Raw genomic sequence first — 24,308 nt, forward strand, 5'->3', positions numbered from 1 at the left:
GTGGCTGGCCTGAAGCTGGAGAACGTCTGCAAGCGCTATGGCGCGGTGCAGGTCATCGAGAACCTGTCGCTGGACGTGGCCGAAGGCGAGTTCGTCGTCTTCCTCGGCCCCTCGGGCTGCGGCAAGACCAGCCTGTTGCGCATGGTGGCCGGCCTGGAGGAAGTGACGGGCGGCCGCATCCTGATCGGCGACCGCGACGTGACCGTCGCCCCGCCGGGCCAGCGCAACCTGGCCATGGTGTTCCAGCACTACGCCCTCTACCCGCACATGACGGTGCGCGACAACCTCGCCTTCGGGCTGAAGAACATCGGCATCCCGGCCGACGAGATCGCCAAGCGCATCACCGAGTCGGCCCGCATGCTGGAGCTGGACACGCTGCTGGACCGCAAGCCCGGCCAGCTCTCCGGCGGCCAGCGCCAGCGCGTCGCCATCGGCCGTGCGGTAGTCAAGGAGCCGGGCATCTTCCTGTTCGACGAGCCGCTGTCGAATCTTGACGCGGCGCTTCGTGGCCGCACACGGCTGGAGCTGGCCCAGCTGCACCAGCGCCTGGGCGCGACCATGGTCTTCGTCACCCATGACCAGATCGAGGCCATGACGCTGGCCACGCGCATCGTCGTCATGAAGGGTGGGGCCATCGAGCAGGTCGCCACGCCGGCCGAGCTGTATCGCCGGCCCGCTACGCGCTTTGTCGCCAGCTTCATCGGCACGCCGGGCATGGGCTTTGTGCCGGTGCAACGCGCGCCGGACGACCGCGGCCGCGTGGTCGTGACGGTGCCCGGAGGCCAATGGGTCACGACGCGTGTCGCGGCTGAAGGGCTGCCCGCTCAAGGCCTGACCTTGGGCATCCGTCCCGAGAACCTGCGCGTGGCCGAACAAGGCCCACTGCGCGGCCGCGTCGAGCTGGTCGAGTTCCTCGGCGAGCGCACGCTGGCCCATCTCAAGCTGGAAGGCGACACGCCGCTGATCGTCACCGTGCCGGCGGGTGTCTCGCCCAAGCTGGGCGCGTACGTGGCCGTCAGCGTCGACGTGGCCGAGGCGCACCTCTTCGACGAGAGCGGTCGTGCCTATCACGCGCAGGAGTCATTGGCATGAGCGCGGTCGGCCTGCGCGCCTCGCGCCCGGCCTATGCCCTCTTCGTGCTGCCCTTCGTGGCGCTCTACGTGCTGCTGCTGCTGTGGCCGCTGGCCAAGGGCGTGTGGATCAGCTTCCACGACCACGACCTGCTGTCCGACGACAGCCTGTGGGTGGGCTTGGCCAACTATCAGGAGCTGTGGGGCGACGAGGTCTTCCACCAGGTCGTCTGGAACACGATTCGCTTCGTGGCCATCAGCACGCCCATCTTCGTCGTGCTGTCGCTGATGCTGGCCCTGGCGCTGAATCGCCAAGGCAAGCTCGCGACCTTCCTGCGCGCCACCTTCTTCTGCGCGTCGGTGTTCTCCGTCACGCTGATCACGCTGGTGTGGAAGCTGGCACTCATGCCCGAGCGCGGCCTCATCGCGCAATTCTTTGCGGCCCTGGGCCTGCCCGAACTGCCGCTGCTGACCAGTGACAACCTCGCGCTGCTGACCGTGGCCCTCGTTACGGTCTGGTGGATCATCGGCCTGCCGATGATCATGTTCCTGTCGGCCCTGCAGCAGATTCCCTCGGACATCTACGAGGCCGCCGCGCTGGACAACACGCCGCGCTGGCGCGTGCTGACCCACATCACCCTGCCCAGCCTCAAGCGCGCCATCATCCTCGTAGCCCTCATCGAGGTGATCCGCCAGTTCCAGGTCTTCCCGCAGATCATGCTGATGACCAATGGCGGGCCCAACAACACGACACGCTCGGTCGTGCAGTTCATCTACGAGCAGGCCTTCATGCAGCTCTCGCTGGGCTATGCCACGGCCGCTTCGCAGGTGCTGCTGGCCATCATGCTGATCGGCGTTTCCACCCAGCTCTGGCTGGAACGCGACAAGGGAGGCCAGCGATGAACCCGCTGCTGCGCCGCGGTTGGTTCGACCGCTTCGTGATGGTCGCGCTGACCCTGCTGGCCCTGGCCTGGATGGCGCCGCTGCTGTGGGTGCTGGCGCTTTCCTTCAAGCCCAACGAGTTCCTGCTGACGCGCACCGACGTCTTCCTGGCGCCGCCCTACACGCTGGCCAACTACCTGGACATCCTGCAGACCTCACAGGTCTTCCGCTGGCTGGGCAACAGCGCGCTGGTGGCGCTGCTGCAGACCGTGGGTGTGCTGGTGCTGTCGTCCCTGGCCGGCTATGGCTTTGCGCGTTGCGAGTTCCCCGGCCGCAAGTGGCTGTTCGCCCTTGTCATGTTCGGCCTGGCCGTGCCGGCGCAGTCGGTCTTCATCCCGCTGCACCGCCTGTTCTCGGAGTGGAACCTGCAGAACACCATTGCCGGCCTCGCCCTGCCCGGCCTGGCGGCGCCCTTCGGCGTCTACCTGATGACGCAGTACTTCAAGGCCATCCCGGCCGAGCTGGAAGAAGCCGCGCTGCTGGACAACGCCTCGCGCTTCAAGACCTTTCTGACCATCATCCTGCCGCTGACGCTGCCAGCGCAGGCGACGCTCGGCATCTTCACCTTCCTGGCCTGCTGGAACGACTACCTCTGGCCGCTGGTCATCGCGACCCAGCCGGACATGTACACGCTGACCCGCGGCCTGGCCTCCACGCAAACCAACTTCGCACAGTCCGAGGGGCTTGGCTTCCTGATGGCGCAGGCCGTGTTCGCCGGCATGCCGGCCCTGATGCTGTATCTCTTCTTCCAGCGCCATCTGGTGACGGCCGTGGCCGGGACGGGCAAGGCATGAAGCGACTCCTGATCTGCCTGTTCGCCGCGCTGCTCGCTGCCTGCGGGGCGAAGGACAACTCGGGTGAAAAAACCGAGATCACGCTGATGCGCTTCTTCGGCAGCTGCGAGGCGCAGTACGGCCAGGTGGTGAAGACGTCCGAGGGACTGGGCGAGTGCGGCATCGTCACGGCGCTCGTCAACGAGTTCAACGCCACCCACCCCGACATCGTCGTCAAGACGCAGATCGGCGAATGGGGGCCCTATTACGACCAGCTCACCGCGCGGCTGGTGGCCAAGGACATCCCGACCGTCGCCGTCATGCACGAGTCCGCCCTGGGCGACTATGTGCGCCGCAAGCTGGTGCTGCCGCTCGATGAGGACTTCAAGCGCGTGGGTGTGCCGGTGGACGACTTCACCGAGCACGCGCGCCGCGGCACTGCCTTCAACGGCCAGACCTATGCCTTGCCCTTCGACACCTGGGCCTGGCTCTGGCACATCAACACCGGCCTGATGAAGAAGGCCGGGCTCAGCGAGCTGCCGCGCTCACCCGAGGAGTTGCTGGCCCAGGCGCGCCAGTTCAAGCAGCGCACCGGCAAGCCCTATTTCGCCTGGGCCGTGGCCAACGAGACGGCGGCCAACGACCGCACCTTCCTGACCCTGGTCGCGCAGCAGAACGCGAAGCTGTTCTCCGACGACGGCAAGACCATCAACATGCACCAGCCCGCCGTCGTCAACGCGCTGACGCTGATGCAGACGCTGTATCGCGAAGGCCATGTGCGGCCCAACCTTGATTACGCCGCCGCCAACCAGGCCTTCCTGAACGGCGAGGCGGGTGTGGTCGTCGTCGGCACCTGGACCATCGACCAGTTCCTGCGCGAATCGCAGAAGCCCGAGTCCAAGCTGCAGGGCGCCTATGTGGTGAAGCCCTTCCCGCAGCTTTACGCCAAGCCGGCGGTGTTTGCCGACGGCCACTCCTGGGCGCTGTTCAAGGGCGGCGCCAAGGATGCCAAGGCGCATGAGGCCAGCGTCAAGTTCCTGAAGTTCGTCTGGGAGCGCAGCGCCGAGTGGTCGCGCACCGGCCATCTGCCCGTCAGCAAGACCGTGGCCGAGAGTGCCGCCTTCCGCGCCCTGCCCATGCGCGAGGCCCTGACCGAGATCACCCAGACCGGCATCGGCATGCCGGGCAATGTGCCGACCCAGCGCGCCATCGAGCTGCTGATCGGCGAGGACGTGGCCAACGTGATGATCTCCGGCAAGCCCATGGAAGAAGTGCAGGCCAGCGTCGAGAAGCGGGTCAACAAGGCATTGAAGAAGGCACGCCGCTGATGTTTGAAGCCCAACTCATCGTCGACCGCGATTTCTCCGTCGCGCCGCTGGACCGTCGCCTGTTCGGCGTCTTCGTCGAACACCTGGGCCGCTGCGTCTACAACGGCATCCACGAGCCCGGCCACCCCACGGCCGACGAGCACGGCTTTCGTGGCGACGTGGCGGAGCTGACCCGGGAGCTGGGTGCCACCATCGTGCGCTATCCCGGCGGCAACTTCATGTCGGGCTACAACTGGGAAGACGGAGTCGGGCCGAAGGACCAACGCCCGCGGCGGCTGGACCTGGCCTGGTTCTCGACCGAGACCAATCAGGTTGGGACGCACGAGTTCATGGCATGGTGCCGCAAGGTCGGCATCGAGCCCATGTTCGGCGTCAACCTCGGCACGCGCGGGCCCGACGAAGCGCGCCACTACCTCGAGTACTGCAACCATCCCGGCGGCACGGCGTTGTCGGACCTGCGCCGCAGCCATGGCGCCGAGGAGCCGCTGGGCATCAAGTTCTGGTGCCTGGGCAACGAGATGGACGGCCCCTGGCAGATCTGCCAGAAGAGCCCGGAAGAGTACGGCCGCATCGCCAAGGAGACCGCCAAGCTGATGCGCTGGGTGGACCCGAGCATCGAGCTGGCCGCCTGCGGCTCTTCGGCCTACGACATGCCGAGCTACGGTGCCTGGGAAGACCGCGTGCTGGAGCACTGCTTCGAGTTCGTCGACTACCTGTCGCTGCACAGCTACTTCGTGAAGCCTCCTGCGGATACGAGCACCGAGAGCTTCCTCGCGCAGATTGAGACGAATGCGCGCTACATCGAGGACACGGTGGCGATTGCGGATTCGGTCGCGACACGCAAGCGCTCCACCAAGCGACTCAAGCTGTCCTTTGACGAATGGAACGTCTGGTACCGCGCCCGCCATGGCGAGCACCTCAAGCAAGCCGGCTGGCCCGAAGCGCCGCCGTTGCTGGAAGAGGTCTACACGGCCGAGGACGCGCTGCTCATCGGCGGCATGCTGACCATGTTCATGAACCATGCCGACCGGCTCAAGGTCGCCTGCATGGCCCAGCTCTGCAATGTCATCGCGCCCATCATGACCGAGCCCGGTGGCGCGGCCTGGCGGCAGACGATCTTTCATCCCTTCGCACAGGCTGCGCGCTGGGCGCATGGCGAGGTGCTGCGCGCGGTGGTCAAGTCTCCCGGCTATGCCAACACCAGGCATGGCGAGCTGCCCTATCTGTGCGCCAGCGTCGTCGATGACGCGGCCAGGGGACAGACGGCGGTCTTCCTGCTGAACCGCAGCCTCACTGACGAGATGGACCTGTCCATCACGCTGCGCGGCCTGGGCTTGGCTCGCGAGCTGGTGAAGGCCGAGCAACTGCATTCGACGGATCTCGACGCCACCAACACCGCAGACGCGCCCGAACGCGTCGCTCCCCAAGCTCTCGACGGCATTGCGATCGAAGGCGAGCAACTCCGCGTGAAGCTGAGGCCCGCCTCCTGGAACGTCATCGTCACGAAAGCCGTTCGCGCATGAACAGCAGCTGGAACAACCCCCTCATCGAACAGCGCGCCGACCCGCATCTGAGTCGGGTCGACGGCCGCTACTGGTTCACCGCCTCGGTGCCCAGCTACGACGCCATCGAGATCCGCAGCGCCGACAGCATTCCCGGTCTGACCACCGCTCCCGCCAAGGTGATTTGGCGCAAGCACGACAGCGGAGCTATGAGCTTCCATGTCTGGGCGCCCGAGCTGCATCGCATCGACGGCCGCTGGTATGTCTACTTCGCCGCCAGCGAGCGCGACGACATCTGGAAGCTGCGCATGTATGTGCTGGAGTGCGAAGGCGACGATCCGCTGCGCGACGCCTGGGTGGAGCGTGGCCAGATCATCACGCCCGAGGACGGCTTCTCGCTGGACGCCACACCCTTCGAGCACCAGGGCAAGCGCTATCTGTGCTGGGCGCAGAAGAGCCCGCCGACGGAGAGCAACCTCTACCTCGCAGAGATGGCCAACCCCTGGACCTTGAAGAGCGAGCCCGTCGTCATCACGCGGCCGGACCTGGCCTGGGAACGCATCGGCTTCTGCGTCAACGAGGGCCCGGCCCTGCTGAAGCGCCACGGCCGCGTCTTCATCGCCTACTCGGCCGCTGCGACCGACGCCAACTACTGCATGGGCCTGCTGTGGGCCGACGAGAACGCCGATCTGCTCGACCCCAAGAGCTGGCACAAGTCGCCCGCGCCAGTGTTCAAGACGGATGAATCCGTCGGTCAGTTCGGCCCCGGCCACAACAGCTTCACGACAACGCCCGACGGCCAGATCGATCTGCTGGTCTATCACGCCCGCAACTACCGCGACATCGTCGGCGACCCGCTCAACGACCCCAACCGCCACGCGCGCGTGCAGGCTTTCGGCTGGCGCGACGACGGCTTCCCCGACTTCGGAACGCCGGTCGCCGACGGCCTCTACTCGCCATGAAACTTATCGCCTCGCTCCTGCTCGCCATCCCCGCCTTGGCACAAGCGCTGAGCAGCCCCGACGGCCAGCTCCAGGTCGACGTGTCGGTCAACGACCAGCAGCAGCTGGTCTACACGGCGCAGCGCGCCGGCCAGCCGGTGCTGCTGGCATCGCGCTTGGGCCTCGTGCTGGAGCAGGGCGACTACGCCAACGGCCTCAAGCTCCTGGACACATCGCCGGTCAAGACTCATCGCGAGCAGTACACGCTGGCGGCTGGCAAGAAGAGCAGCATCGACTACCGCGCCAACGAGCAGCGCTTCACCCTCGCCAATGCCGCCGGCCAGCAGCTCGTCCTCACGCTGCGCGCCTCCAACGACGGCCTGGCGCTGCGCTACACGATCGACGGCGCTGGCCGGAAGACCTTCAAGGACGAGCTGACCAGCTTCGCCTTCACACCCGAAGTCCGCGCCTGGCTGCAGCCCATGTCCGTCGCCAAGACGGGCTGGAAGCGCACCAACCCCTCCTACGAAGAGCATTACCAGGCCGACATCCCCGTCGGCACCGCCGCCCCCTCTCATGCGGGCTGGGTCTTCCCCGCGCTGTTCCGCTCGGGCGCCAACTGGGTCGCCATCACCGAGGCCGGCATGGACGGGCGTTTCCACGCCTCGCGCCTGGCCAGCGACTCCACCGGAGGCACCTATCGCATCGGCCTCCCCGAGGCCAGCGAGGTCAATACTGGCGGCGGTCTGCTGGCCGACATCGACGGCCCGCTGATGACGCCCTGGCGCGTGCTCGCCATCGGCCCGTTGAAGACGGTCATGGAGTCGACGCTGGGCACCGACCTCGCCGCGCCTGCCGTCGCCTTCGACAAGGCCAAGCTCAAGCCCGGCCCCGCCTCGTGGAGCTGGGCCCTGCTGAAGGACGACGGCACGGTGTTCGAGGTGCAAAAACGCTTCATCGACTACGCCGCCGACATGCACTGGCCCTACACGCTGGTGGACGCCGACTGGGATCGCAAGATCGGCGACGCCAGGATGAAGGAGCTGGCCGACTACGCCAGGGCCCAGGGCGTTGGCCTGCTGGCCTGGTACAACTCCTCGGGCGCCTGGAACGACACCGAGTACAGCCCCAAGAGCGCGCTGTTGACCCAGGCCGACCGTGCCAAGGAGTTCGCCCGCGTGAAGGCCATCGGCATCAAGGGGCTGAAGGTCGACTTCTTCGGCGGCGACGGCGCGTCCATGCAGGCCTATTACGTCGACCTGCTGAAGGAAACGGCGGAGGCTGGCCTGCTGCTGAACTTCCACGGCGCCACGCTGCCGCGCGGCTGGAGCCGCACCTATCCCAACCTGCTGACGACCGAGGCCGTGAAGGGTTTCGAGTTCGCCACCTTCACGCAGGACGACCAGGACAAGGTCGCCCGTCATGCGGCCATGCTGCCCTTCGCGCGCAACCTCTTCGACCCCATGGACTTCACGCCCATGGTGTTTGGCGACATCCCCAACATCCAGCGCGCGACACGCAATGGTTTCGAGCTGGCCGAGAGCGTGATCTTCCTGTCGGGCATCCAGCACTACGCCGAGACGCCAGAGGGCATGGCCACGGTGCCGGCCTTTGTGAAGACGCTGCTGCGCGAGCTGCCACGGCACTGGGACGAGGTGCGCTTCCTCGACGGTGAGCCCGGCAAGTTCGTCGTGCTGGCCCGCCGCGCCGGCAAGCAGTGGTTCATCGCCGGCCTCAACGCCGACGACAACTCGCGCGATGTTCAACTGGACCTGAGCTGGCTCGGCAAGCGCCAGGGCCAGCTCATCAGCGATGGTGAGGGTCCGCGCGACTTCATCGAAGGCAAGCTGGCGGCACCCGCGGCCCAGCTCACGCTTTCCCCCAAGGGTGGCTTTGTCGCCCGCTTTCCATAATGCGCGCTTTGTTCGATCGCCTGCCGCTGATGAAGACTCGAGCCGATCACTCCACCTACAGCGCCCAACCCGAGGGCAAGAGCCAGCATGGCCGCATCGTCAGCGAGCTGGGCCTGGCCATCGTCGGCGGCGAGTTTAAGCCCGGCGACAAGCTGCCGCCCGAGGCCCAGCTGCTGGAGCGCTACGAGATCAGCCGCCCCGTGCTGCGCGAGGCCGTGCGCGTGCTCGTCGCCAAGGGGCTGGTGGTGTCGCGCCAGCGCGCCGGCGCCATCGTCCGGCCGCGCAACGAGTGGCATCTGCTCGACCCCGACGTGCTGTACTGGCTCATCCAGTCCCGGCCCCAGCGCGACTTCGTGCAGACCCTGCTGGAAGTGCGCCGCATCTTCGAACCTGCCGCCGCCGCCCTGGCCGCCCGCGCCGCCACCGAAGAGCAGCTGGCCGGCATCGCCACAGCCTACGAAGGCATGGCCGCTGCCAAGACGACGGCCGAGCTGCTGGAGCCCGACCTGGCCTTCCACCGCCGCATCGCCGAGGCCACCGGCAACGACCTGCTGGCCTATATCGGCAACATGCTGTCGCTGGCCCTGCGCGAGTCCATCATCCTGTCCAGCCAGCTGCCGAATACGCACGACCTTTCCCTGCCGCGCCACAAGGCCATCCTGACGGCCCTGCAGGCGCGTGACGCCGTCGGCGCCCGCCAGGCCACGCTGGTGCAGCTGGAGGAAACCGGCGACGACATCAACACCGTGCTGGCCGCCGACGGCCGCGTGAACTTGGCTTGATATGGCACGCGACGACGACGAAGACAACGGCGCGTCGCTGACCGACGCCAGCCCCAATCCCAACTGGTTCCTGCGTGCGCGCCTGAAGACGCGCCAGCTGCTGCTGCTGATCGCGCTGGACGACGAGCGCAACATCCACCGCGCCGCCGAGGTGCTGTGCATGACGCAGCCGGCCGCGTCCAAGCAGCTCAAGGACCTGGAGGACATGCTGGACGTGAAGCTCTTCGAGCGCCACCCGCGCGGCATGGAGCCCACGCTCTACGGCGAGACCATGATCCGCCACGCCCGCATGGCGCTGACGTCGCTGTCGGCGGCCCATGACGACATCGTGTCGCTGAAGAACGGCCTGGCCGGCCAGGTCGAGGTCGGCGTCATCATGACCCCGGCCATGGGCCTGCTGCCGCGCGCCATCGCGCGCATCAAGCTGCAGGCGCCCAGGCTGCGCATCGGCGTGCACATGGAGTCGAGCAAGCAGCTGCTGGACATGCTGCAGCGGGGCAAGCTCGACTTCATGATCGGCCGCATCGTCGAAGAGGAAGACGCGGCCGGCCTGCACTACGAGGAGCTGACCGTCGAGCCCGCCTGCGCCGTCGCGCGCGTCGGCCACCCGCTGCTCAAGGAAGACAACCTCAAGCTCGCCGACCTGGCCGACCAGCCCTGGATCCTGCCGCCGCCCGGCAGCGTGCTGCGCCACCGCTGGGAGCTGATGTTCCGCCGCGCCGCGCTGGAGCCGCCGTCCAACAACGTCGACACGACGGCCCTGCTGCTCATCACCGCCCTGCTGCAGCAGACCGATTCATTGCATGTGATGCCGGTGGAAGTGGCGCGCTACTACGCGTCACTCAATGTGCTGGCCATCCTGCCCATCGACCTGCCCTGCCACATGGACGCCTTCGGCATCATCACCCGCGAAGGGCATCTGATGTCCCCCGGCGCGCGGCAGCTGCTGCACGAGGTCAGGTCGGCAGCGCGCGACCTCTATTGAGCGGCTCATTCCTGGGCCAGGAAATAGGCCGGGCTGGCCAGCAGCAGCGAGACCAGATCGGCCTGGCGGCTGGTGCCGGTCTTGTTGAAGACGCTCTTCAGCTGCGACCGGACGGTGTTGATGGAGGTGCCGCGCTCCGCGGCCAGGTCGTCCAGCGTGAGGCCGGAGCACAGGGCGGCGGCCAGCTCGGCCTCGCGCTTGCTGAGGCCGAACAGCTGGCGCACCGTGTCGGCCGTGATGCTGGGCGTGGCCTCGGGGTCGAAGACGAAGAGCAGTGCGGCGCCCTGCATGCGGGCCTCGTCCTTCAGCCGCAACGGCGCCAGCATCAGCACCAGCGGCGTGCGGCCGCGCCGCGGCAGGGACACGACGCCGTTCAGCACTGATCCCTGGCCCTGGCTGGCGCGCAGCACCTTGGTCAGTTCGAGGTTGAGGCTGCGCGTCGCCTCGGCATCGCGGGTCACCAGATGCCCGTGCTCCACCCACAGCGCCTGCCGGCTCGCGAGCAGCGTGTCGGCGCTGCGGTTGCTGTGTGCCAGCCGGCCGAACTCGTCGAACAGCAGGGTCGGCATGGCGAGCACGTCCAGGCTGCTGGCCAGCAGGTTCTGCCCCAGCTGCATGTCGGTGAAGCGCTGCCGCATCTGGAAGGCGCGCTGCATATGCGGCACCAGACGGTTGAACACATCGATCTCGCCACGGCTGAAGGGCGGCTGGCTGGGCGATCGCTGCAAGAAAACCTGGGTCAGCCAAGGTCCCTCGCGCAGGATGGTGCCGCCTGCGGCATAGGCCACGCCTTGCGGGACGATCCATTCCTTGTAGAAGCGCGTTTGCGGAAAGCGTTCGGGATGGGGAATATCGAGGTTGCTGGCGTAGAACGAGGCGATCGGAGCCTCCCTCATCTGCATCGCCAACAAATCCTCTGGCGCGTAGACGAGCGCATAGCTTTCCAGCCATCGCAAGTCGAACCCGTGTGTCCACAGGACCTTGGCTTCCTGGCTGCTCTCGTTGCGGATGATCAGCTGCGCGGCTTTCAGGTCAAACGCATCGCACCAGGTCTCGATGAAAGCCTGGAAACCCTCGGGCGCCAGCACGGCTTCATAGAGAAGACCGAGCAGCAGGTCAAAGCTGGCGAGCGGCGTGTCTGTCAGACCGTTGTCGATCATCGAAGTGGATCGTTTTTTGTCGGTTGCCAGGACAAGCCGGTCGAAGGATCCGTTTCCAACGGTGTCGCCGGCATGCGCCCCCTGGCTTCCTCCCCATGGGCGGCGCGATGCTAGCGACGCCGCGTGACGGGCGCCAATCGAAACCATCACTTCTGTGGATTCACCGGCCGGCGATGCGGCGTGCCCGTTCGGCCTCGTCGCGGTAGAACGCCGGGACCGTGTCGCCCCAGAGTTCCACCGCCCGGGCGGCACTCGCCGCTGCGCCCGCCGCGTCACCGGCGTCCTGCTCGGCCTCGGCCTGCAGGCCCAGGGCCAGGGCCTGCATCCAGCGGCGGCTGGCGTTGTCGCCCTGGCTGGACTCGTCCTGCATCAAGGCCTCGGCCTCGCGGGCGAGGCGCAGCTTGTCGGCCGGCCTGTCGCTGGCGCGGCCGGCCCACCAGGCGGCTTCGGCGCGCCAGCGGCTGAGGTAGAAGTCGCCGGCCAGCGCGCTGGCGGGAGGGAAGGCGTACAGCGAGTCGCGCAGCGCGCGGGCAGCCGCGGGGCTGGGGCTGGCCTCCCAGCGGGCGCGGGCCTCGCTCAGGCCCAGCAGGGCAAGGTCGCGCTGGGCCGCCTGGTTGTGCGGGTCGCGCGCCAGCTCCTGCCGCAGCGCGGTGCGGGCTTCGCCAAGCTGGCGCGTGGCCTCTTCGTGTTCGCCGGCGAGGCTGGCAATGCGGGCGGCCGAGATGTGTGCCGGCACCCGCTGGTAGCGGTAGTTGCTGTTCTGCGGATCGATACGCACGGCGGCGGCACGCAGCTCGAGCACGGCGACGATGTCGCGCCTGGCCAGGGCCAGGTCGCCGTTGAGCACGGCCCAGTTGGCGCGCAGCTGGTGGCCCCAGGCCGCTTCATGCGCCCATTCGGCAGAGTCGGGCTGCAGTGCGCGCAGCTTTGCGAACAGCTCGACGGCCTCGGTCAGCAGACGACCGGCCCCTGCCAGGTCCCCGAGCTGGGCCTGCATCGGATTGCCGCCCTGGATCAGGCCCAGGCGGCCGGTGACCGTGGCGAGCTGGGCCAGGCTTTGCGGATCGCGCGGATCCAGCGCCAGCACCTGCTGGTTGAGGGCCCGGGCACGCTGCAGGGCCGCGACGCTGTCGCTGAGCCGGCCGGCGCGGCTGGCCAGCAGGGCGCGACCCTGGAACATGTCGGCTGCCTCGCGCAGCGCGATAGCGTCACGCGCGACGGCGGCCAGGTAGAAGGGCTGCAGCGCGATGGCCTTGTCGATGTCGCGCCGGGCGGCGTCCAGCCTTTCCTGGCTGGGGGAAAAGCCGTCGCCCTGCAGCTCGGCGATGCGCGAATAGCTCTCGGCCAGCTCGCGTGCCAGCGCCGGCTGGCGGGCGAGATCGGGGCCGAGTTCGGCGGCCAGGCCGTCGAGGTAGCGCAGCGCATCTTGCAGCAGGGCCTCGCGGGTGGCGAGACTGCCCGGCAGCTGGGCGATCTGGTCGTGATAGCGGAAGACGAGCTGGCGTGCCAGCTCGCGCAGCTGCGTGAAGCGGGCCTCGGCGCGCGCCTGGGCGGCGTGGGCCTCGCGCATCTGCCACAGCGTGCCGGCGAGGCCGACGACCAGGGCCAGCGCGGCGATGCCGGCGAGCCCGACGGCGAGCCGGTGACGCCTGACGAAGCGCGCCGCGATATAGCCCGGTGTCGGCGCCCGGGCGCTGACGGGATGGCCTGCAAGATGGGCGCGCAGGTCGGCGGCCAGCGCGTCCACGCTGACATAGCGGCGCGCCGCGTCCTTCTCCAGCGTCTTCAGCAGGATGTTGTCGAGGTCGCCCTTCAGGCGCTCGCGCGTGCGCCACCAGCCGGCCGAGGGCTCGCGCGGTTCGCCGAGGCTGGACGGCCGCGTCGGCGTTTCGTTCAGCACGGCCTGGGCCAGGGCCTGCGGTGTCTGCGCTTCGCGGCCATAGGGGCGCTGGCCGGTCAGCAGCTGATAGAGCAGCACGCCGAGGGAGTAGACGTCGGTGGCGGTGCCGACCGGCTCGCCGCGCACCTGCTCGGGGCTGGCGTGGCTGGGCGTGAAGGGGCGGGCCTGGGTGTGCTCGGCATCCTCGGGGTCCAGCGCCTTGGCGATGCCGAAGTCCAGCAGCTTGACTTGGCTGTCATCCGTCACCAATACATTGCCCGGCTTGAGGTCGCGGTGCACCAGCAGATGGCGGTGGGCGTGGGCCACCGCGTCGGCCAGTTGCAGGAACAGCCGCAGCCTGGCCTCCAGCGGCAGCCCGTCGCAGGCGGCGTCGATGGGCCGGCCCTGCACCCTTTCCATGACGAAGTACGGCAGGCCCTGGGGGCTGAGGCCGGCGTCCATCAGGCGCGCGATGTGGGGATGGTCCAGCCGCGCCAGCGCCTGGCGCTCCTGGGCGAAGCGCTGCAGCACGGCGGCCGAGTCCATGCCGCGCTTGAGCAGCTTGATGGCGGCCTCGCCCTCGTAGGCGCCGTCGTCGCGCTGCGCCAGCCAGACTTCGCCCATGCCGCCGCTGCCCAGCGGGGCCGTCAGCCGCCAGGGCCCGAGGCGCAGGCCGGCGTGGCCGCTGGCGATGGCCGGCGTCGCGAGGAAGTCGGCCGCGTCTTGGGTGGCCCCGGGGTCATGGGTCAGCAGCGACAGCACTTCGGCCACCGCCTCGGCCGGCTCGCCGCTGGCGCGCAGCCAGGCGGCACGCTCGCCCGTCGGCAGGTCCAGCGCCGCGTCGAACAGGCGCCGCACGGCCGGCCATTGCTCGGGGGGGCACTTCGGCGTCGTCATGCCCTCAGTGTGCCCGCCCCGGGGTGCCCGCTCAGCGCGGCGCCTTGGTCAGGGCGATCAGCTCCTGGGTGCTGGTCACCACGCCCGTCGGTGCCGGCAGCGTGATCGTCGTGACGTTCTTGGGCATCATGAAGGGCACGGCATTGGTGGTCCACAGCGTCACCTGCGTCGGCGCCGCGAAGGCGTCCTTCATCAGCGGCAGCACCGCCGCCAGCAGCGGGCTGGACGCGGCCGGCCCCTGGACCTGGAAGTCCTTGACCGTGAACTCGACGCGGTATTTGCACGAGTTGGCGAAGCTGCCCGCCAGCGTCGTGACCGTCTCGTTGGCGTCGCGGTTGACCTGGAACTCGTACTTCAGGACGACCGCGGTGGCGCCGCCCAGCGACGCGAAGCCGTCGGTGACGCTCTTGCCGGTGATGGTGGCCGTGACATTGATCTTGCCGCTGCCGCCGCCCGGGATGCCGGCGGCGGTGAGGCGCTGCTGCCAGTCGGGCGGGTCATAGGTGGTGACGGTGTCGTTGGCACCGGCCGCCGCCGCGTCCTCGCCGAGCACGGCGCCGGTGACCGGGTCCAGATAGACCTTGCCGCCGGCGAGACCGTTGGCGGTCAGCGTGGCGACCGTCGCCGTCTGGCCCTTGTAGCTGCCGGCCGTGAAGTCGTACTTCACCGTCATCGTCGTGGAGCCGGCCTGGCTGGAGGTCTGGCGCAGCGTCAGCGAATCGCCGGCCTTGGCGACCAGCGGCACGCACTCGTTGCCGGCGGCGGGCGCCGGGGCCGGTGCAGGCGTGGGAGCGGGTGCAGGCGCGGGAGTCGGTGCGGGAGCTGGAGCCGGCGTAGGCGCAGGTGCGGGTGCTGGGGCCGGCGCTGGCGCTGGCGCGGGTGCAGGTGCAGGTGCAGGTGCAGGTGCAGGTGCAGGTGCGGGTGCGGGTGCGGGTGCGGGTGCCGCGGGCGCAGCGGCTGCCGGATCAGGCGCGGGATCGCCACCGCCACCGCAGGCGACCAAGGCGGTGGTCAGCAGCAGGGAGAGCGGAGCCAGGTTTTTGGGTCGGGGAGCGGGTCGCATGGTGAACCTCATCGCGAAAAAGCCGGAAAAAGCCGGACCTGTCTGCTTACGCCACGTGGCGGCGCCAAAAGGCTCACGGAGATTCAAAAACACCCGCCGCTAGGATGTGGCATCGATGAGCGAAGAACTGCCCCTGTCCGATGTGACCGTCTGGCTCAACCAGCAGGCCGCCGATGCCGATGGCGTCGGCAACCACCTGTTCGCAGTGCTCTACGACGAACTGCGCCGCCTGGCGCGGGGCCATCTGCGCCACGAGGCGGCTGGCCACACGCTGTCGGCCACGGCGCTGTCGCATGAGGCCTGGTTCCGGCTGGCGGCGCAGACGCGTACCCAGTGGCGCAACCGCGGCCATTTCCTGGCCGTGGCGTCGATGATGATGCGGCGCATCCTCGTCAACCATGAGCTGGCGTGGCGGGCCGACAAGCGCGCGGCCGAGCGGGCGGCGATCACGTTGTCGGGCCTGGAGCAGCTGGCGCTGCCCGCCGACCGGGACGTGGTGGCCGTGCACGAGGCCCTGCTGGCGCTGGAGGCCGTGGACGCCCGCGCGGCCAAGGTCGTCGAACTGCGCTTCTTCGGCGGCCTGGAGAACGAGGAGGTCGCCGAGGTGCTGGCCATCTCGCTGGCCACGGTCAAGCGCGACTGGACGTTGGCGCGCGCCTGGCTGCACCGCGAGCTGACCGACGGCTAGGCGCCGAAGCCGCTCAGTCCAGTGCGACGACCCGGTCGCCCGCTTGCGGCCGGCAGCCCACCGCCAGCGGCGCGCCGCCCTCGCGCTGCACGACGCCCTGTGGGCCATGGCAGAACTCGATGCGCCGCGCCGCCGGCCAGCGCCGCAGCGCCAAGGCCTCGAGGCTGTCGGGCAGGCTGGTCTGCACGACGCTGGCACGCAGTTGCTCGCGGGGCTGGTCGTCGAAATGCAACCAGGGCATGAAGTGGCCAGCCACCATCAGCCAGCCCGGCACCTGGACGGGTTCGGGCGCATAGCCCTCGCGCTGCAGCCAGGCCTGGGCATCGGCCCGTGTGCGGGTGCCACCCGCGGCTGCGGCGATCAGCTCGGCGACCCACTGGTTGCAGTTCTGGTATTGCGTGCTGAAGGGATAGGCGTTGGCGCTGTAGCGGGCGTTCAGCAGGCCCAGCGCAACGGGCTTGTCCAGGGCGGTGGCGGCCAGCGGTGCGGCGGCCTCGGGCGGCAGCAGCACCAGGGTGACATAGCCGACGTCGACGTCGTCGCTGCCCGATATGAAGCCGGCCAGGCCCTGGTCGAACAGGCGGGGCTGACCCTCGGCGCAGGCGTAATAGAGCTGGCGCACGGCCCAGGGGGTGTCCAGACCCGAGGCCAGGGCCACGGCGGCATGGGAATAGCGCAGGCCAAAGCGCGACAGGTCGGTGCCTGAGCGCGCGATCAATGCCGCCGGGCTGCCGGATTCGGCCAATGCCTGGCGGATGACGGCGGTGAAGCGCAGCAGCTGGTCCTGCTGGGCGGCGGAGACCTCGCGCTGGGGGTCACAGCCTCGGGGGAGTGCGCCGGCCTGGGCGGCGCCTGCCGCCAGCAGCGCGCCCGCCGCGAGGGCGGCCCGGATCAAGGCGTGACGACGCGCGCGGCCAGCTCGCGATGCCAGGCGTCTTCCAGCACCAGAAAGAAGGCCTTGCCCGTGTCGGCGTGCGCAAAGGCGACGCCGTACGGCTGGGTCGTGGCCTGCACCTCGTCGCCGACGCTGACGGTGCGGGCGGCCAGGGCCTGCTGGGGCAGGGTCAGCTCGACGGGCTCGGCGCCTTCGCGCTCCAGCTTCAGGCGCAGCTTGCCGGCTGTGTCAGCCTGGGCGACCTCGGTGACGCGGTAGCGGCCCTCGGCGCGGCGTTCGCCGCCCGCGCTGCTGTTGGACGAGCCCTTGAAGGAGTCCGACACGCTGCCCGAGGCGGATGAGCCGGCGTCGGCGGCGGACGAGGCCGTGGTGGACGAGGCCAGGGCGGCCTGCGTGGCCAGGGCCAGGACGGCGGGGAGGGCGAGATGGACGAGGCGCATCGTGGGCTCGTGATGAGGGTGAGAAGGACCAACGATAGCGCGGATGTGTCAGCGCTTTGTTACCGCGAGCCGTCTTCCAGCGAGTCGAGGATGGGACAGTCGGGCCGCTCGTCGCCATGGCAGCTGTGCACCAGCTGCTGCAGCGTCGCCTTCATGGCCTGCAGCTCGGCGAGCTTGGTCTCGAGTTCATCAAGATGCTGCTGGGCCAGGTCGCGCACCTCGCGGCTCGGGCGCTCGCGGTCCTGCCACAGGCCGAGCAGGGCGCGGATCTGCTTCAGCGAGAAGCCCAGGTCGCGCGAATGGCGGATGAAGCGCAGCAGGTGCAGCTCCCGCTCGCCGTAAACGCGGTAATCGGCCTCGCTGCGGGCCGGCGGCGGCACCAGACCGATGCTCTCGTAGTGCCGGATCATCTTGGCCGACACGCCCGAGGCACGGGCTGCGTCGCCGATGTTCATGGCGTTCCTCCGGCCGCCTTGCCGCGCCAGCGCTTCAGCGTCAGCGCATTGGCGACGACGCTGACGCTGCTGAAGGCCATGGCCGCGCCGGCAATGACGGGGCTGAGCAGGCCGAAGGCCGCAAGCGGGATGCCGACGACGTTGTAGGCAAAGGCCCAGAACAGGCCCTGGCGGATCTTGGCGTAGGTGCGGTGCGAGATATCGAGGGCATCGACGACGAGGCGTGGGTCGCCACGCATCAGCGTGACGCCGGCGGCTTCGGTCGCCACGTCGGCGCCGCCGGCCATCGCAAAGCCCACCGACGCGGCGGCCAGCGCGGGACCGTCGTTCAAGCCATCGCCGACAAAGGCGACGACGGCGCCGCTGTTGCGCAGGGTCTGCACCGTGGCTGCCTTGTCGCCGGGCAGCACCTCGGCATGGACTTCGGTAATGCCGAGCTGGCGCGCCACGCCGGCCGCAGCGCCGCGGCTGTCGCCGGTCAGCATGACGGTGCGGATGCCGCGGGCCTGCAGCTCCGCGACTGCCTCGGCGGCGGTGTCCTTGATGCGATCGCCAAAGGCCAGCAGGCCGAGCAGGCGGTTGCCTTCGACTAGCCAGGAGACGGTGTGGCCCTCGGCCTCCCACCGCTCGGCATCGGCCGAGGCTTCGGCGCCCAGCTCCTGCGCGAGGCGTGCGCTGCCGAGCGAGAGCTTGCGACCTTGCACGAGGCCCTCGACACCACGGCCCGGCAGGGCGCGCGCCTGCTCGACGGGAAGCGCGGGCAGGCCCTTGGCCTCGGACAGCACGGCCAAGGCCAGCGGGTGGCTGCTCGTGCGTTGCAGTGCCGCCGCCAGTTGCAGCACGTCCTCGCGGCTCACGCCTGCGGCCGGCAGCACCGCGCTCAGCGTGGGCTGACCCACCGTCAGCGTGCCCGTCTTGTCGAAGGCGACGACGCTGACCGCATGGGCCAGCTCCAGGGCCTCGGCATCCTTGATGAGGATGCCCTGGCGGGCCGCGACGCCGGTGCCGGCCATCAGCGTCGTCGGCGTGGCCAGGCCCAGGGCGCAGGGGCAGGCGATGACGAGGACGGCCACCGCATTGATGAGGGCCTGCTCGGCGTTGCCGGCGTAGAACCACCAGCCGGCAAAGGTCAGGGCGGCGACGACGAGCACCACCGGCACAAAGATGGCGCTGACGCGGTCGACGATGCGCTGGATGGGCGCCTTGGCGGCTTGCGCCGACTCCACCATGCGGATGATGCGGGCCAGGGCCGTCTCGGCGCCGATGGCCGTCGTGCGCACGGTCAGAGCGCCCTCGGCATTGATGGCGCCGCCGGTGACACGCTGGCCTTCGCTCCTGGCGACGGGCAGGCTCTCGCCGGTGATCAGCGACTCGTCCACATGGCTGCGGCCGCTGACAATCTCGCCGTCGACGGGGATGCGGTCGCCCGGGCGCACGGCGACGAGGTCGCCCACGCGGACTTCGGCCACCGGCACTTCGGTCTCCACGTCACCGCGCAGCACCCGCGCCGTGGCTGGCCGCAGCGCATTCAGCGCGCGGATGGCATCCGTCGTCTGGCGCTTGGCGCGCTGCTCCAGGAATTTGCCTAACAACACCAGCGTGATGACGGCGGCCGAGGCCTCGAAATAGAGATGGCCATGGCCCGGGTGGCGGTCCAGCAGATAGACCGACAGGCCATAGGCCGCCGACGTGCCCAGAGCGACCAGCAGGTCCATGTTGCCGCTGCCGGCGCGCAGGGCGCTCCAGCCGGCCCGGTAGAAGCGCGCGCCGAGGACGAACTGCACCGGCGTGGCCAGCAGCAGCTGCAGCCAGCCGGGCAGCATGAGGCCCGTCAGCATGGGCAGCATCAGCGGCAGGGTCAGCACGGCGCCGAGCGCTACCGGCCACCAGGCAGGCAGGCCGCCGCGGGCTTCGGGTACGGGCGGCGCGGCCGCCTCGACGGCGGTGGCCGGGTAGCCGGCCTTGTCGAGGGCGGCCGTCAGCGCGGCGACCGGCACATTGGGCAGGGCCTGGATGCTGGCCTTCTCGGTCGCCAGATTGACGCTGGCCTGCTGCACGCCGGGGACGGCCTGCAAGGCCTTTTCGACGCGGCGCACGCAGGACGCGCAGCTCATGCCGCTGACCTGCAGCGTCACGTCGTTCAGGGCGGAAGTGGGGCTCATCGGGGTGATGTCGGTGGGATGGATGTCGCCATCCTCAGCCTTCCCATGATGGGAAGGTCAACAGTGTCCGCCGAATGGCCTCGCCCCGCGAGGGCCGGGGCTTACCAGGCCATCTCGCCCTTGTTGACCTTGGCACCGATGTCCAGCGCCAGCCCCAAGCCCGCCTGCGGGTAGGCCTGCTGCATCGTGGCGATCAGCGCGCTCGCGTTGGCGGCCTTGGGCAGCTCGGTCTCGAAGCGTTGCAGATAGGCCTGGGTATAGCGGATGGCGCTGTCATCCAGGGCCGTGCCGGCGGCCATGTGGCCGGGCACGACGAGGGCGGGCTTCAGGCTCAGCATCTCGTTCAGCTGAGCCTGCCAGGCCGCGCGCTCGGCAGGCTTTTGCGTGTCGGCCGTCCACACATGCAGGCCGCCGAAAACGGCGATATTGCCGACGATGGCGCGGCTGGACGGGATCCACACCCAGGGGCGATGGGCCAGCGGGCCGGTGGTGCCGCGCACCTCGATGGCTTCGCCGTCGACGGTCAGGGTCTGGCCCGTCATGGCCGTGGGCACGACGGGCTGACGCGGCGCATTGGTGCCCATCTTGGGTCCCCAGAACGCCAGCTTGCCGGCCAGCTTGGCCTGGATCTTGTCGCGCACGGCCGGCGTGGTCAGCAGCTGGGCTTCGGGGAAGAGGCTCTTCAGCACCTCGGCGCCGAAGTAGTAGTCCGGATCGGCCTGGCTGATGAAGATGGCCTTCAGCGACTTGCCGCTGTCCAGCACGTTGGCGGCCACGCGCAGGGCGTCGGCGCGGGTGAAGCCGCTGTCGATGACGACGGCTTCGGTCTTGCCGCTAACGACGACGGCGTTGACATGGAAACTGCCGGCGTCGGCGTTGTAGACCTTGACGGTCAGCGGCGAGGCCGGCGCCTGGGCCAGGGCGGCACCGGTGGCGACGGCGGCCAGCGTGGGCAACAGCAGGCGGGCGAAGCGGCGGGTCTGGAAGAAGGACATGGCGGTGTTTCCGGTGGGGTTGAATCGACGGACTCACTGTATTTATCGCGGTTCAGTAGATAAAGTCCGCTTCAATCGAATATTTATTGCATCAATCGTTGCAATGGACCGCCTGACCGCCACCCGCGTCTTCGTCACCGTCGTCGAGCAGGGCAGCCTGACCCAGGCCGCCGACCGGCTGGAGATGTCCACCGCCATGGTCAGCCGCTACCTGGCCGCCATGGAGGCCTGGCTGGGTGCGCGCCTGCTGCATCGCACGACACGGCGGCTCAGTCTGACCGAGGCTGGGCAGTCGGCGCTGGCGTCCTGCCGCCAACTGCTGGACCTGAGTGAAGACGTCGCCCACCAGGTCGGCGCCGCGCGGCGCGAGCCCTCGGGGCGGCTGCGCATCACCTGCTCGCCGTCCTTTGCCGAAGCCCAGCTCGCGCCTGCATTGATCGACTTCCAGCGCCTGCATCCCCAGGTGGGCTTCTCGCTGACCGTGGCCGACCGCAGCGTGGACCTGGCGGCGGAAGGCATAGACCTCGCCGTGCGCATCACCAACACGCTGGAGCCGACGCTGATCACGCGGCCGCTGGGCGTGTGCCGCTCGGTGCTGTGCGCTTCGCCGGGCTATCTGGCCGAACGCGGCCGGCCCGAGACGCTGGAGGCGCTGGCGGCCCACCGCTGCCTGGCCCATACCTTTGTCAGCGCGGCCCAGTACCGCTTCCGCCATGCCGGCCAGGTCATGGAGCTGCCCATCACCGACGTCTTGTCCACCAACGACGCCGCCGTGTTGCGTCGCGCGGTGCTGGCCGGCGGCGGTCTGGCCATCCTGCCGACCTATTTCGTCGGCGAAGACCTGCGCGAAGGCCGCCTCGTCGGCTTGCTGCCCGACTACGAGCCCGAGCCCCTGGGCGTGCACGCCGTCTTCCTCTCGCGCCAGCACCAGCCGTTGGCGCTGCGCTTGTTGGTGGACTTCCTGGCCGAGCGCTTTGGTGGCGGCGACACGCCGCCCTGGGATCGCGTCAGCTGAGTTGCAGGGTTTGGGTGAGGTGGCTCCAGACCGCTTGCACCCGCTGCAGATGGCGGGTCTCGGGGTGGGTCAGCAGCCAGAGCTCGGTCTCGGCCTCGTCCAGCGGCTCGGTCAGCCGGCGCAGCTCGCGCCGCGGCTCGGCGAGAAAAAGCGGCAGCACGCCCACGCCCAGGCCTAGCGCCACCAGCTCGGCCACGCTCTGCACGCTGCCGGTGCGGAAGGCCGGCTGCAGCGTCGGGAAGTGCTTCTGGCGCCAGCGCACCGAGGGGTGTTCGGGCAGCCCGTCATCCGGCGCCACCCAGGCCACGTCGCCAGCCTCGACCTGGTCCCAGTGCTTGATGGCGCTGGATCTCGCGGCATAGAGGGCGACGCGGATGGGGCCGACGCGGCGGCCGATCAGATGCGACGGCGGCTTGCTCGTCGCGCGCAGCGCGATGTCGGCATCGCGCCGCGACAGGCTGGCCAGCTCATTGCCCGTGTGCAGTTCGAACTGCAGCCGCGGCTGCTCACGGTGCAGCGCCGAGAGCGCGGGCGCCAGCAGGCCGTGCAGCAGCGTGTCCGTCGTCGTGATGCGCACCGTTCCGGCAGCCTGCCCCGGCTGGGCCTGGGCCGCCGCACGGGCCGCTTCCAGCGCGGCTTCGACCTGCTCGGCCTGGGCGGCGAGTGCGCGCGCCAGCTCCAGGGCCTTGTAGCCATGTCGGCCGCGGTCGAACAGGGCCTGGCCCAGTCCGCGCTCCAGGCGCTGCAGCATGCGAAACACCGTGGAGGCATTGACGTCGAGCCTCTCGCCGGCGGCGGCCAGTGTGCCGGCGCGGTGCAGGGCCAGCACCAGGGTGAGGTCGGCGGGCGCGAGTTCGTATTGCATGGATGCAATCGGAGTTGACTGATTTGCGTATTTTCATGCGCCATACGCCTACCTACATTGCCGCACCGCAACACCTTTTCTGGAGATGCTCCATGGCTTCCTCGACCTCACTCGGCCTGCTGCTGCTGCGCCTGTCCCTGGGCCTGATGTACCTCGCCCACGCGGGCCTCAAGCTCTTTGTCTTCACCCTGCCCGGCACGGCGCAGTTCTTTGCCGGCCAGGGCCTGCCGGGTGCCTTGGCCTATGTCGTCTTCGCGGCAGAAGCCCTGGGCGGAGTGCTGCTGCTGCTCGGCGTCTACCCGCGCCAGATCGCTCTTGGCCTGGTGCCCATCCTGCTCGGCGCGACCTGGGTGCACCTGCCCAACGGCTGGGTCTTCAATGCGCCCGGTGGCGGCTGGGAGTACCCGGTCTTCCTGGCTGCCGTGTCGGTCGTGCTGTGGCTGGCCGGCGACGGAGCCGCGGCCCTCAAGCGCAGCGAGCGCTTCACGCTGGGAGCTGCGACATGAGCTCGCTGACGCTGATCAGCCATGCGCTCTGTCCCTATGTGCAGCGCGCCGCCATCGTGCTGAAGGAGAAGAACGTGGCCTTTGAACGTCTGGATGTGAACCTGTCGAACAAGCCAGATTGGTTCCAGCGCCTGTCGCCGCTGGGCAAGACGCCGGTACTCAGGGTCGACGGCGAGGCCATCTTCGAGTCCGCCGTCATCTGCGAATACCTCGACGAGACCCAGGCGCCGCGTCTGCACCCGGCCGAGCCGCTGGCGCGGGCCCGCGAGCGGGCCTGGATGGAGTTCGGCTCGGCCGTGCTGAGTGGCATCGCGGTGCTTTACAGCGCGGTCGATGACGCGGCGCTCGACAAGGCCTATGGAGCCCTGCGATCGCGCTTTGAGCAGTTGGAAGCCCAGTTGGGAGAGGGCCCCTGGTTCGCCGGCCGCCGCTTCGGCCTCGTTGACGCGGTCTTCGGTCCCGTCTTCCGCTACTTCGACGTCATTCCGCCGGATGGCTTGTTCGATGGCCTGCCTCGCATGCAGGCCTGGCGCGAGGCCTTGGCTGGCAGGCCGTCGGTGCGAGAGGCGGTTTCAGTGGGCTACGCCGAGAGGCTGCGCGGCTTTCTGCTCGAGCGCGGTACGGCGCTGTCGCGGAGGCTGCGCGGCGTACAGCCGAGCTTGAGCGATGCGGTGAACTGGTCCCCCTGAGCGGGCGCCGCCGGAGGCAGACGGCTTGGCGCAAGGGATCAGGCCCGCGGCGCAACACTGGGACACACATCCCGGGCGTGCGCCGCAGTAGAGTTTTTGTGATCACTGGCCGCAACACACCCAAGGACCCAAGATGACTTCCACGACATTGCTGCGCATCGCCCTGGTCTCCGCGACTCTGGTCACGGCCTCCTCCATGGCACTCGCCGCTGGCACGCGCCAGAACCACCATTGCAAGGCGGCTGACGGCACGATGGACATGGCGAAGAACAAGAAGGCCTGCCTCGCAGCCAAGGGCACCTGGGTCAAGGACGCGCCGCCCGCCGCCGACGCCGCCTCGGCGCCCAAGAAATAGGGCCAACA

The 24,308-nt window shown here is 69.2% G+C and carries 23 protein-coding genes; 14 read left to right on the forward strand and 9 right to left on the reverse strand.

Annotation, left to right across the window (positions count from 1 at the left end; all coding sequences use genetic code 11):
• From ACS5PN_RS14360 to ACS5PN_RS14400, 9 genes are read left to right on the forward strand one after another with little or no spacing between them, the layout of a single operon-like run.
• Positions 1 to 1,092: an ABC transporter ATP-binding protein gene (locus ACS5PN_RS14360; protein WP_439464647.1), complete on the forward strand. Its 1,092-nt coding sequence runs from the start codon at positions 1 to 3 to the stop codon at positions 1,090 to 1,092.
• Positions 1,089 to 1,973, forward strand: coding sequence for a carbohydrate ABC transporter permease (locus ACS5PN_RS14365; RefSeq protein WP_439464648.1), 885 nt, complete (start codon positions 1,089 to 1,091; stop codon positions 1,971 to 1,973). The genes ACS5PN_RS14360 and ACS5PN_RS14365 overlap by 4 nt, the downstream gene beginning before the upstream one ends.
• Complete coding sequence (locus ACS5PN_RS14370) at positions 1,970 to 2,806, forward strand: carbohydrate ABC transporter permease (protein WP_439464649.1); 837 nt, start codon at positions 1,970 to 1,972, stop codon at positions 2,804 to 2,806. Before ACS5PN_RS14365 ends, ACS5PN_RS14370 begins: the two co-directional genes overlap by 4 nt.
• Positions 2,803 to 4,113, forward strand: coding sequence for an extracellular solute-binding protein (locus ACS5PN_RS14375; RefSeq protein ID WP_439464650.1), 1,311 nt, complete (start codon positions 2,803 to 2,805; stop codon positions 4,111 to 4,113). Before ACS5PN_RS14370 ends, ACS5PN_RS14375 begins: the two co-directional genes overlap by 4 nt.
• On the forward strand, positions 4,113 to 5,636 hold the full coding sequence (gene arfA / locus ACS5PN_RS14380; RefSeq protein WP_439464651.1) for an arabinosylfuranosidase ArfA: 1,524 nt from the start codon (positions 4,113 to 4,115) through the stop codon (positions 5,634 to 5,636). The genes ACS5PN_RS14375 and arfA overlap by 1 nt, the downstream gene beginning before the upstream one ends.
• A complete protein-coding gene (locus tag ACS5PN_RS14385; RefSeq protein WP_439464652.1) occupies positions 5,633 to 6,577 on the forward strand; it encodes a glycoside hydrolase family 43 protein in 945 nt (314 codons plus the stop codon). Before arfA ends, ACS5PN_RS14385 begins: the two co-directional genes overlap by 4 nt.
• A complete protein-coding gene (locus ACS5PN_RS14390; RefSeq protein ID WP_439464653.1) occupies positions 6,574 to 8,469 on the forward strand; it encodes a glycoside hydrolase family 97 catalytic domain-containing protein in 1,896 nt (631 codons plus the stop codon). Before ACS5PN_RS14385 ends, ACS5PN_RS14390 begins: the two co-directional genes overlap by 4 nt.
• A gap of 29 nt (positions 8,470 to 8,498) precedes the next feature.
• Positions 8,499 to 9,251, forward strand: a complete 753-nt coding sequence (locus ACS5PN_RS14395; protein ID WP_439464654.1) for a FadR/GntR family transcriptional regulator — start codon at positions 8,499 to 8,501, stop codon at positions 9,249 to 9,251.
• Position 9,252: 1 nt separating this feature from the next.
• On the forward strand, positions 9,253 to 10,236 hold the full coding sequence (locus tag ACS5PN_RS14400) for a LysR family transcriptional regulator (protein WP_439464655.1): 984 nt from the start codon (positions 9,253 to 9,255) through the stop codon (positions 10,234 to 10,236).
• 5 nt (positions 10,237 to 10,241) lie between these two features.
• Here the strand turns inward: ACS5PN_RS14400 and ACS5PN_RS14405 are convergent, their stop codons facing one another.
• The 3 genes from ACS5PN_RS14405 to ACS5PN_RS14415 form a co-directional block, all read right to left on the reverse strand.
• Positions 10,242 to 11,396: a helix-turn-helix transcriptional regulator gene (locus ACS5PN_RS14405; RefSeq protein ID WP_439464656.1), complete on the reverse strand. Its 1,155-nt coding sequence runs from the start codon at positions 11,394 to 11,396 to the stop codon at positions 10,242 to 10,244.
• A gap of 160 nt (positions 11,397 to 11,556) precedes the next feature.
• Positions 11,557 to 14,172 carry a protein kinase domain-containing protein gene (locus tag ACS5PN_RS14410; RefSeq protein WP_439464657.1) on the reverse strand — a complete coding sequence of 872 codons (2,616 nt, stop codon included), beginning with the start codon at positions 14,170 to 14,172 and terminating at the stop codon, positions 11,557 to 11,559.
• 31 nt (positions 14,173 to 14,203) lie between these two features.
• Complete coding sequence (locus tag ACS5PN_RS14415) at positions 14,204 to 15,235, reverse strand: hypothetical protein (RefSeq protein ID WP_439464658.1); 1,032 nt, start codon at positions 15,233 to 15,235, stop codon at positions 14,204 to 14,206.
• A gap of 115 nt (positions 15,236 to 15,350) precedes the next feature.
• Between ACS5PN_RS14415 and ACS5PN_RS14420 the strand changes: the two genes are divergently transcribed.
• Positions 15,351 to 15,923, forward strand: coding sequence for an ECF-type sigma factor (locus ACS5PN_RS14420; RefSeq protein WP_439464659.1), 573 nt, complete (start codon positions 15,351 to 15,353; stop codon positions 15,921 to 15,923).
• Between the two features lie 13 nt (positions 15,924 to 15,936).
• Here ACS5PN_RS14420 and ACS5PN_RS14425 read toward each other — a convergent pair whose 3' ends face one another.
• The 5 genes from ACS5PN_RS14425 to ACS5PN_RS14445 all read right to left on the reverse strand — a co-directional run bounded on the left by ACS5PN_RS14425 (position 15,937) and on the right by ACS5PN_RS14445 (position 20,870).
• The gene (locus ACS5PN_RS14425) at positions 15,937 to 16,818 is read right to left on the reverse strand and encodes a DUF2145 domain-containing protein (protein WP_439464660.1); all 882 of its coding nucleotides are present in this window, start codon (positions 16,816 to 16,818) and stop codon (positions 15,937 to 15,939) included.
• Positions 16,815 to 17,258 carry a hypothetical protein gene (locus ACS5PN_RS14430; RefSeq protein ID WP_439464661.1) on the reverse strand — a complete coding sequence of 148 codons (444 nt, stop codon included), beginning with the start codon at positions 17,256 to 17,258 and terminating at the stop codon, positions 16,815 to 16,817. Before ACS5PN_RS14430 ends, ACS5PN_RS14425 begins: the two co-directional genes overlap by 4 nt.
• Before the next feature lie 59 nt (positions 17,259 to 17,317).
• A complete protein-coding gene (cueR, locus tag ACS5PN_RS14435) occupies positions 17,318 to 17,713 on the reverse strand; it encodes a Cu(I)-responsive transcriptional regulator (protein ID WP_439464662.1) in 396 nt (131 codons plus the stop codon).
• Entirely contained in the window at positions 17,710 to 19,875 is a 2,166-nt protein-coding gene (locus ACS5PN_RS14440) for a heavy metal translocating P-type ATPase (RefSeq protein WP_439464663.1), read from the reverse strand. The genes cueR and ACS5PN_RS14440 overlap by 4 nt, the downstream gene beginning before the upstream one ends.
• A 101-nt stretch (positions 19,876 to 19,976) precedes the next feature.
• A complete protein-coding gene (locus tag ACS5PN_RS14445) occupies positions 19,977 to 20,870 on the reverse strand; it encodes an MBL fold metallo-hydrolase (protein WP_439464664.1) in 894 nt (297 codons plus the stop codon).
• A gap of 103 nt (positions 20,871 to 20,973) precedes the next feature.
• On the opposite strand from ACS5PN_RS14445, the gene ACS5PN_RS14450 reads away from it, so the two are divergent.
• Positions 20,974 to 21,885 (forward strand): LysR family transcriptional regulator, encoded by a 912-nt coding sequence (locus ACS5PN_RS14450; RefSeq protein ID WP_439464665.1) that lies wholly within the window; start codon positions 20,974 to 20,976, stop codon positions 21,883 to 21,885.
• On the opposite strand, the gene ACS5PN_RS14455 is transcribed toward ACS5PN_RS14450, so the two are convergent.
• A complete protein-coding gene (locus tag ACS5PN_RS14455) occupies positions 21,878 to 22,750 on the reverse strand; it encodes a LysR family transcriptional regulator (RefSeq protein ID WP_439464666.1) in 873 nt (290 codons plus the stop codon). The genes ACS5PN_RS14450 and ACS5PN_RS14455 overlap by 8 nt on opposite strands.
• Positions 22,751 to 22,842: 92 nt before the next feature.
• Between ACS5PN_RS14455 and ACS5PN_RS14460 the strand changes: the two genes are divergently transcribed.
• The 3 genes from ACS5PN_RS14460 to ACS5PN_RS14470 all read left to right on the forward strand — a co-directional run bounded on the left by ACS5PN_RS14460 (position 22,843) and on the right by ACS5PN_RS14470 (position 24,300).
• Entirely contained in the window at positions 22,843 to 23,256 is a 414-nt protein-coding gene (locus tag ACS5PN_RS14460) for a DoxX family protein (RefSeq protein WP_439464667.1), read from the forward strand.
• Positions 23,253 to 23,945, forward strand: a complete 693-nt coding sequence (locus ACS5PN_RS14465; protein ID WP_439464668.1) for a glutathione S-transferase family protein — start codon at positions 23,253 to 23,255, stop codon at positions 23,943 to 23,945. The genes ACS5PN_RS14460 and ACS5PN_RS14465 overlap by 4 nt, the downstream gene beginning before the upstream one ends.
• A 133-nt stretch (positions 23,946 to 24,078) precedes the next feature.
• Entirely contained in the window at positions 24,079 to 24,300 is a 222-nt protein-coding gene (locus ACS5PN_RS14470; protein WP_439464669.1) for a hypothetical protein, read from the forward strand.
• Positions 24,301 to 24,308 lie beyond the last annotated feature (8 nt).

The sequence above is a fragment of the Roseateles sp. NT4 genome, assembly GCF_051857475.1.
In the GTDB taxonomy this organism is placed as follows: domain Bacteria; phylum Pseudomonadota; class Gammaproteobacteria; order Burkholderiales; family Burkholderiaceae_C; genus Pelomonas.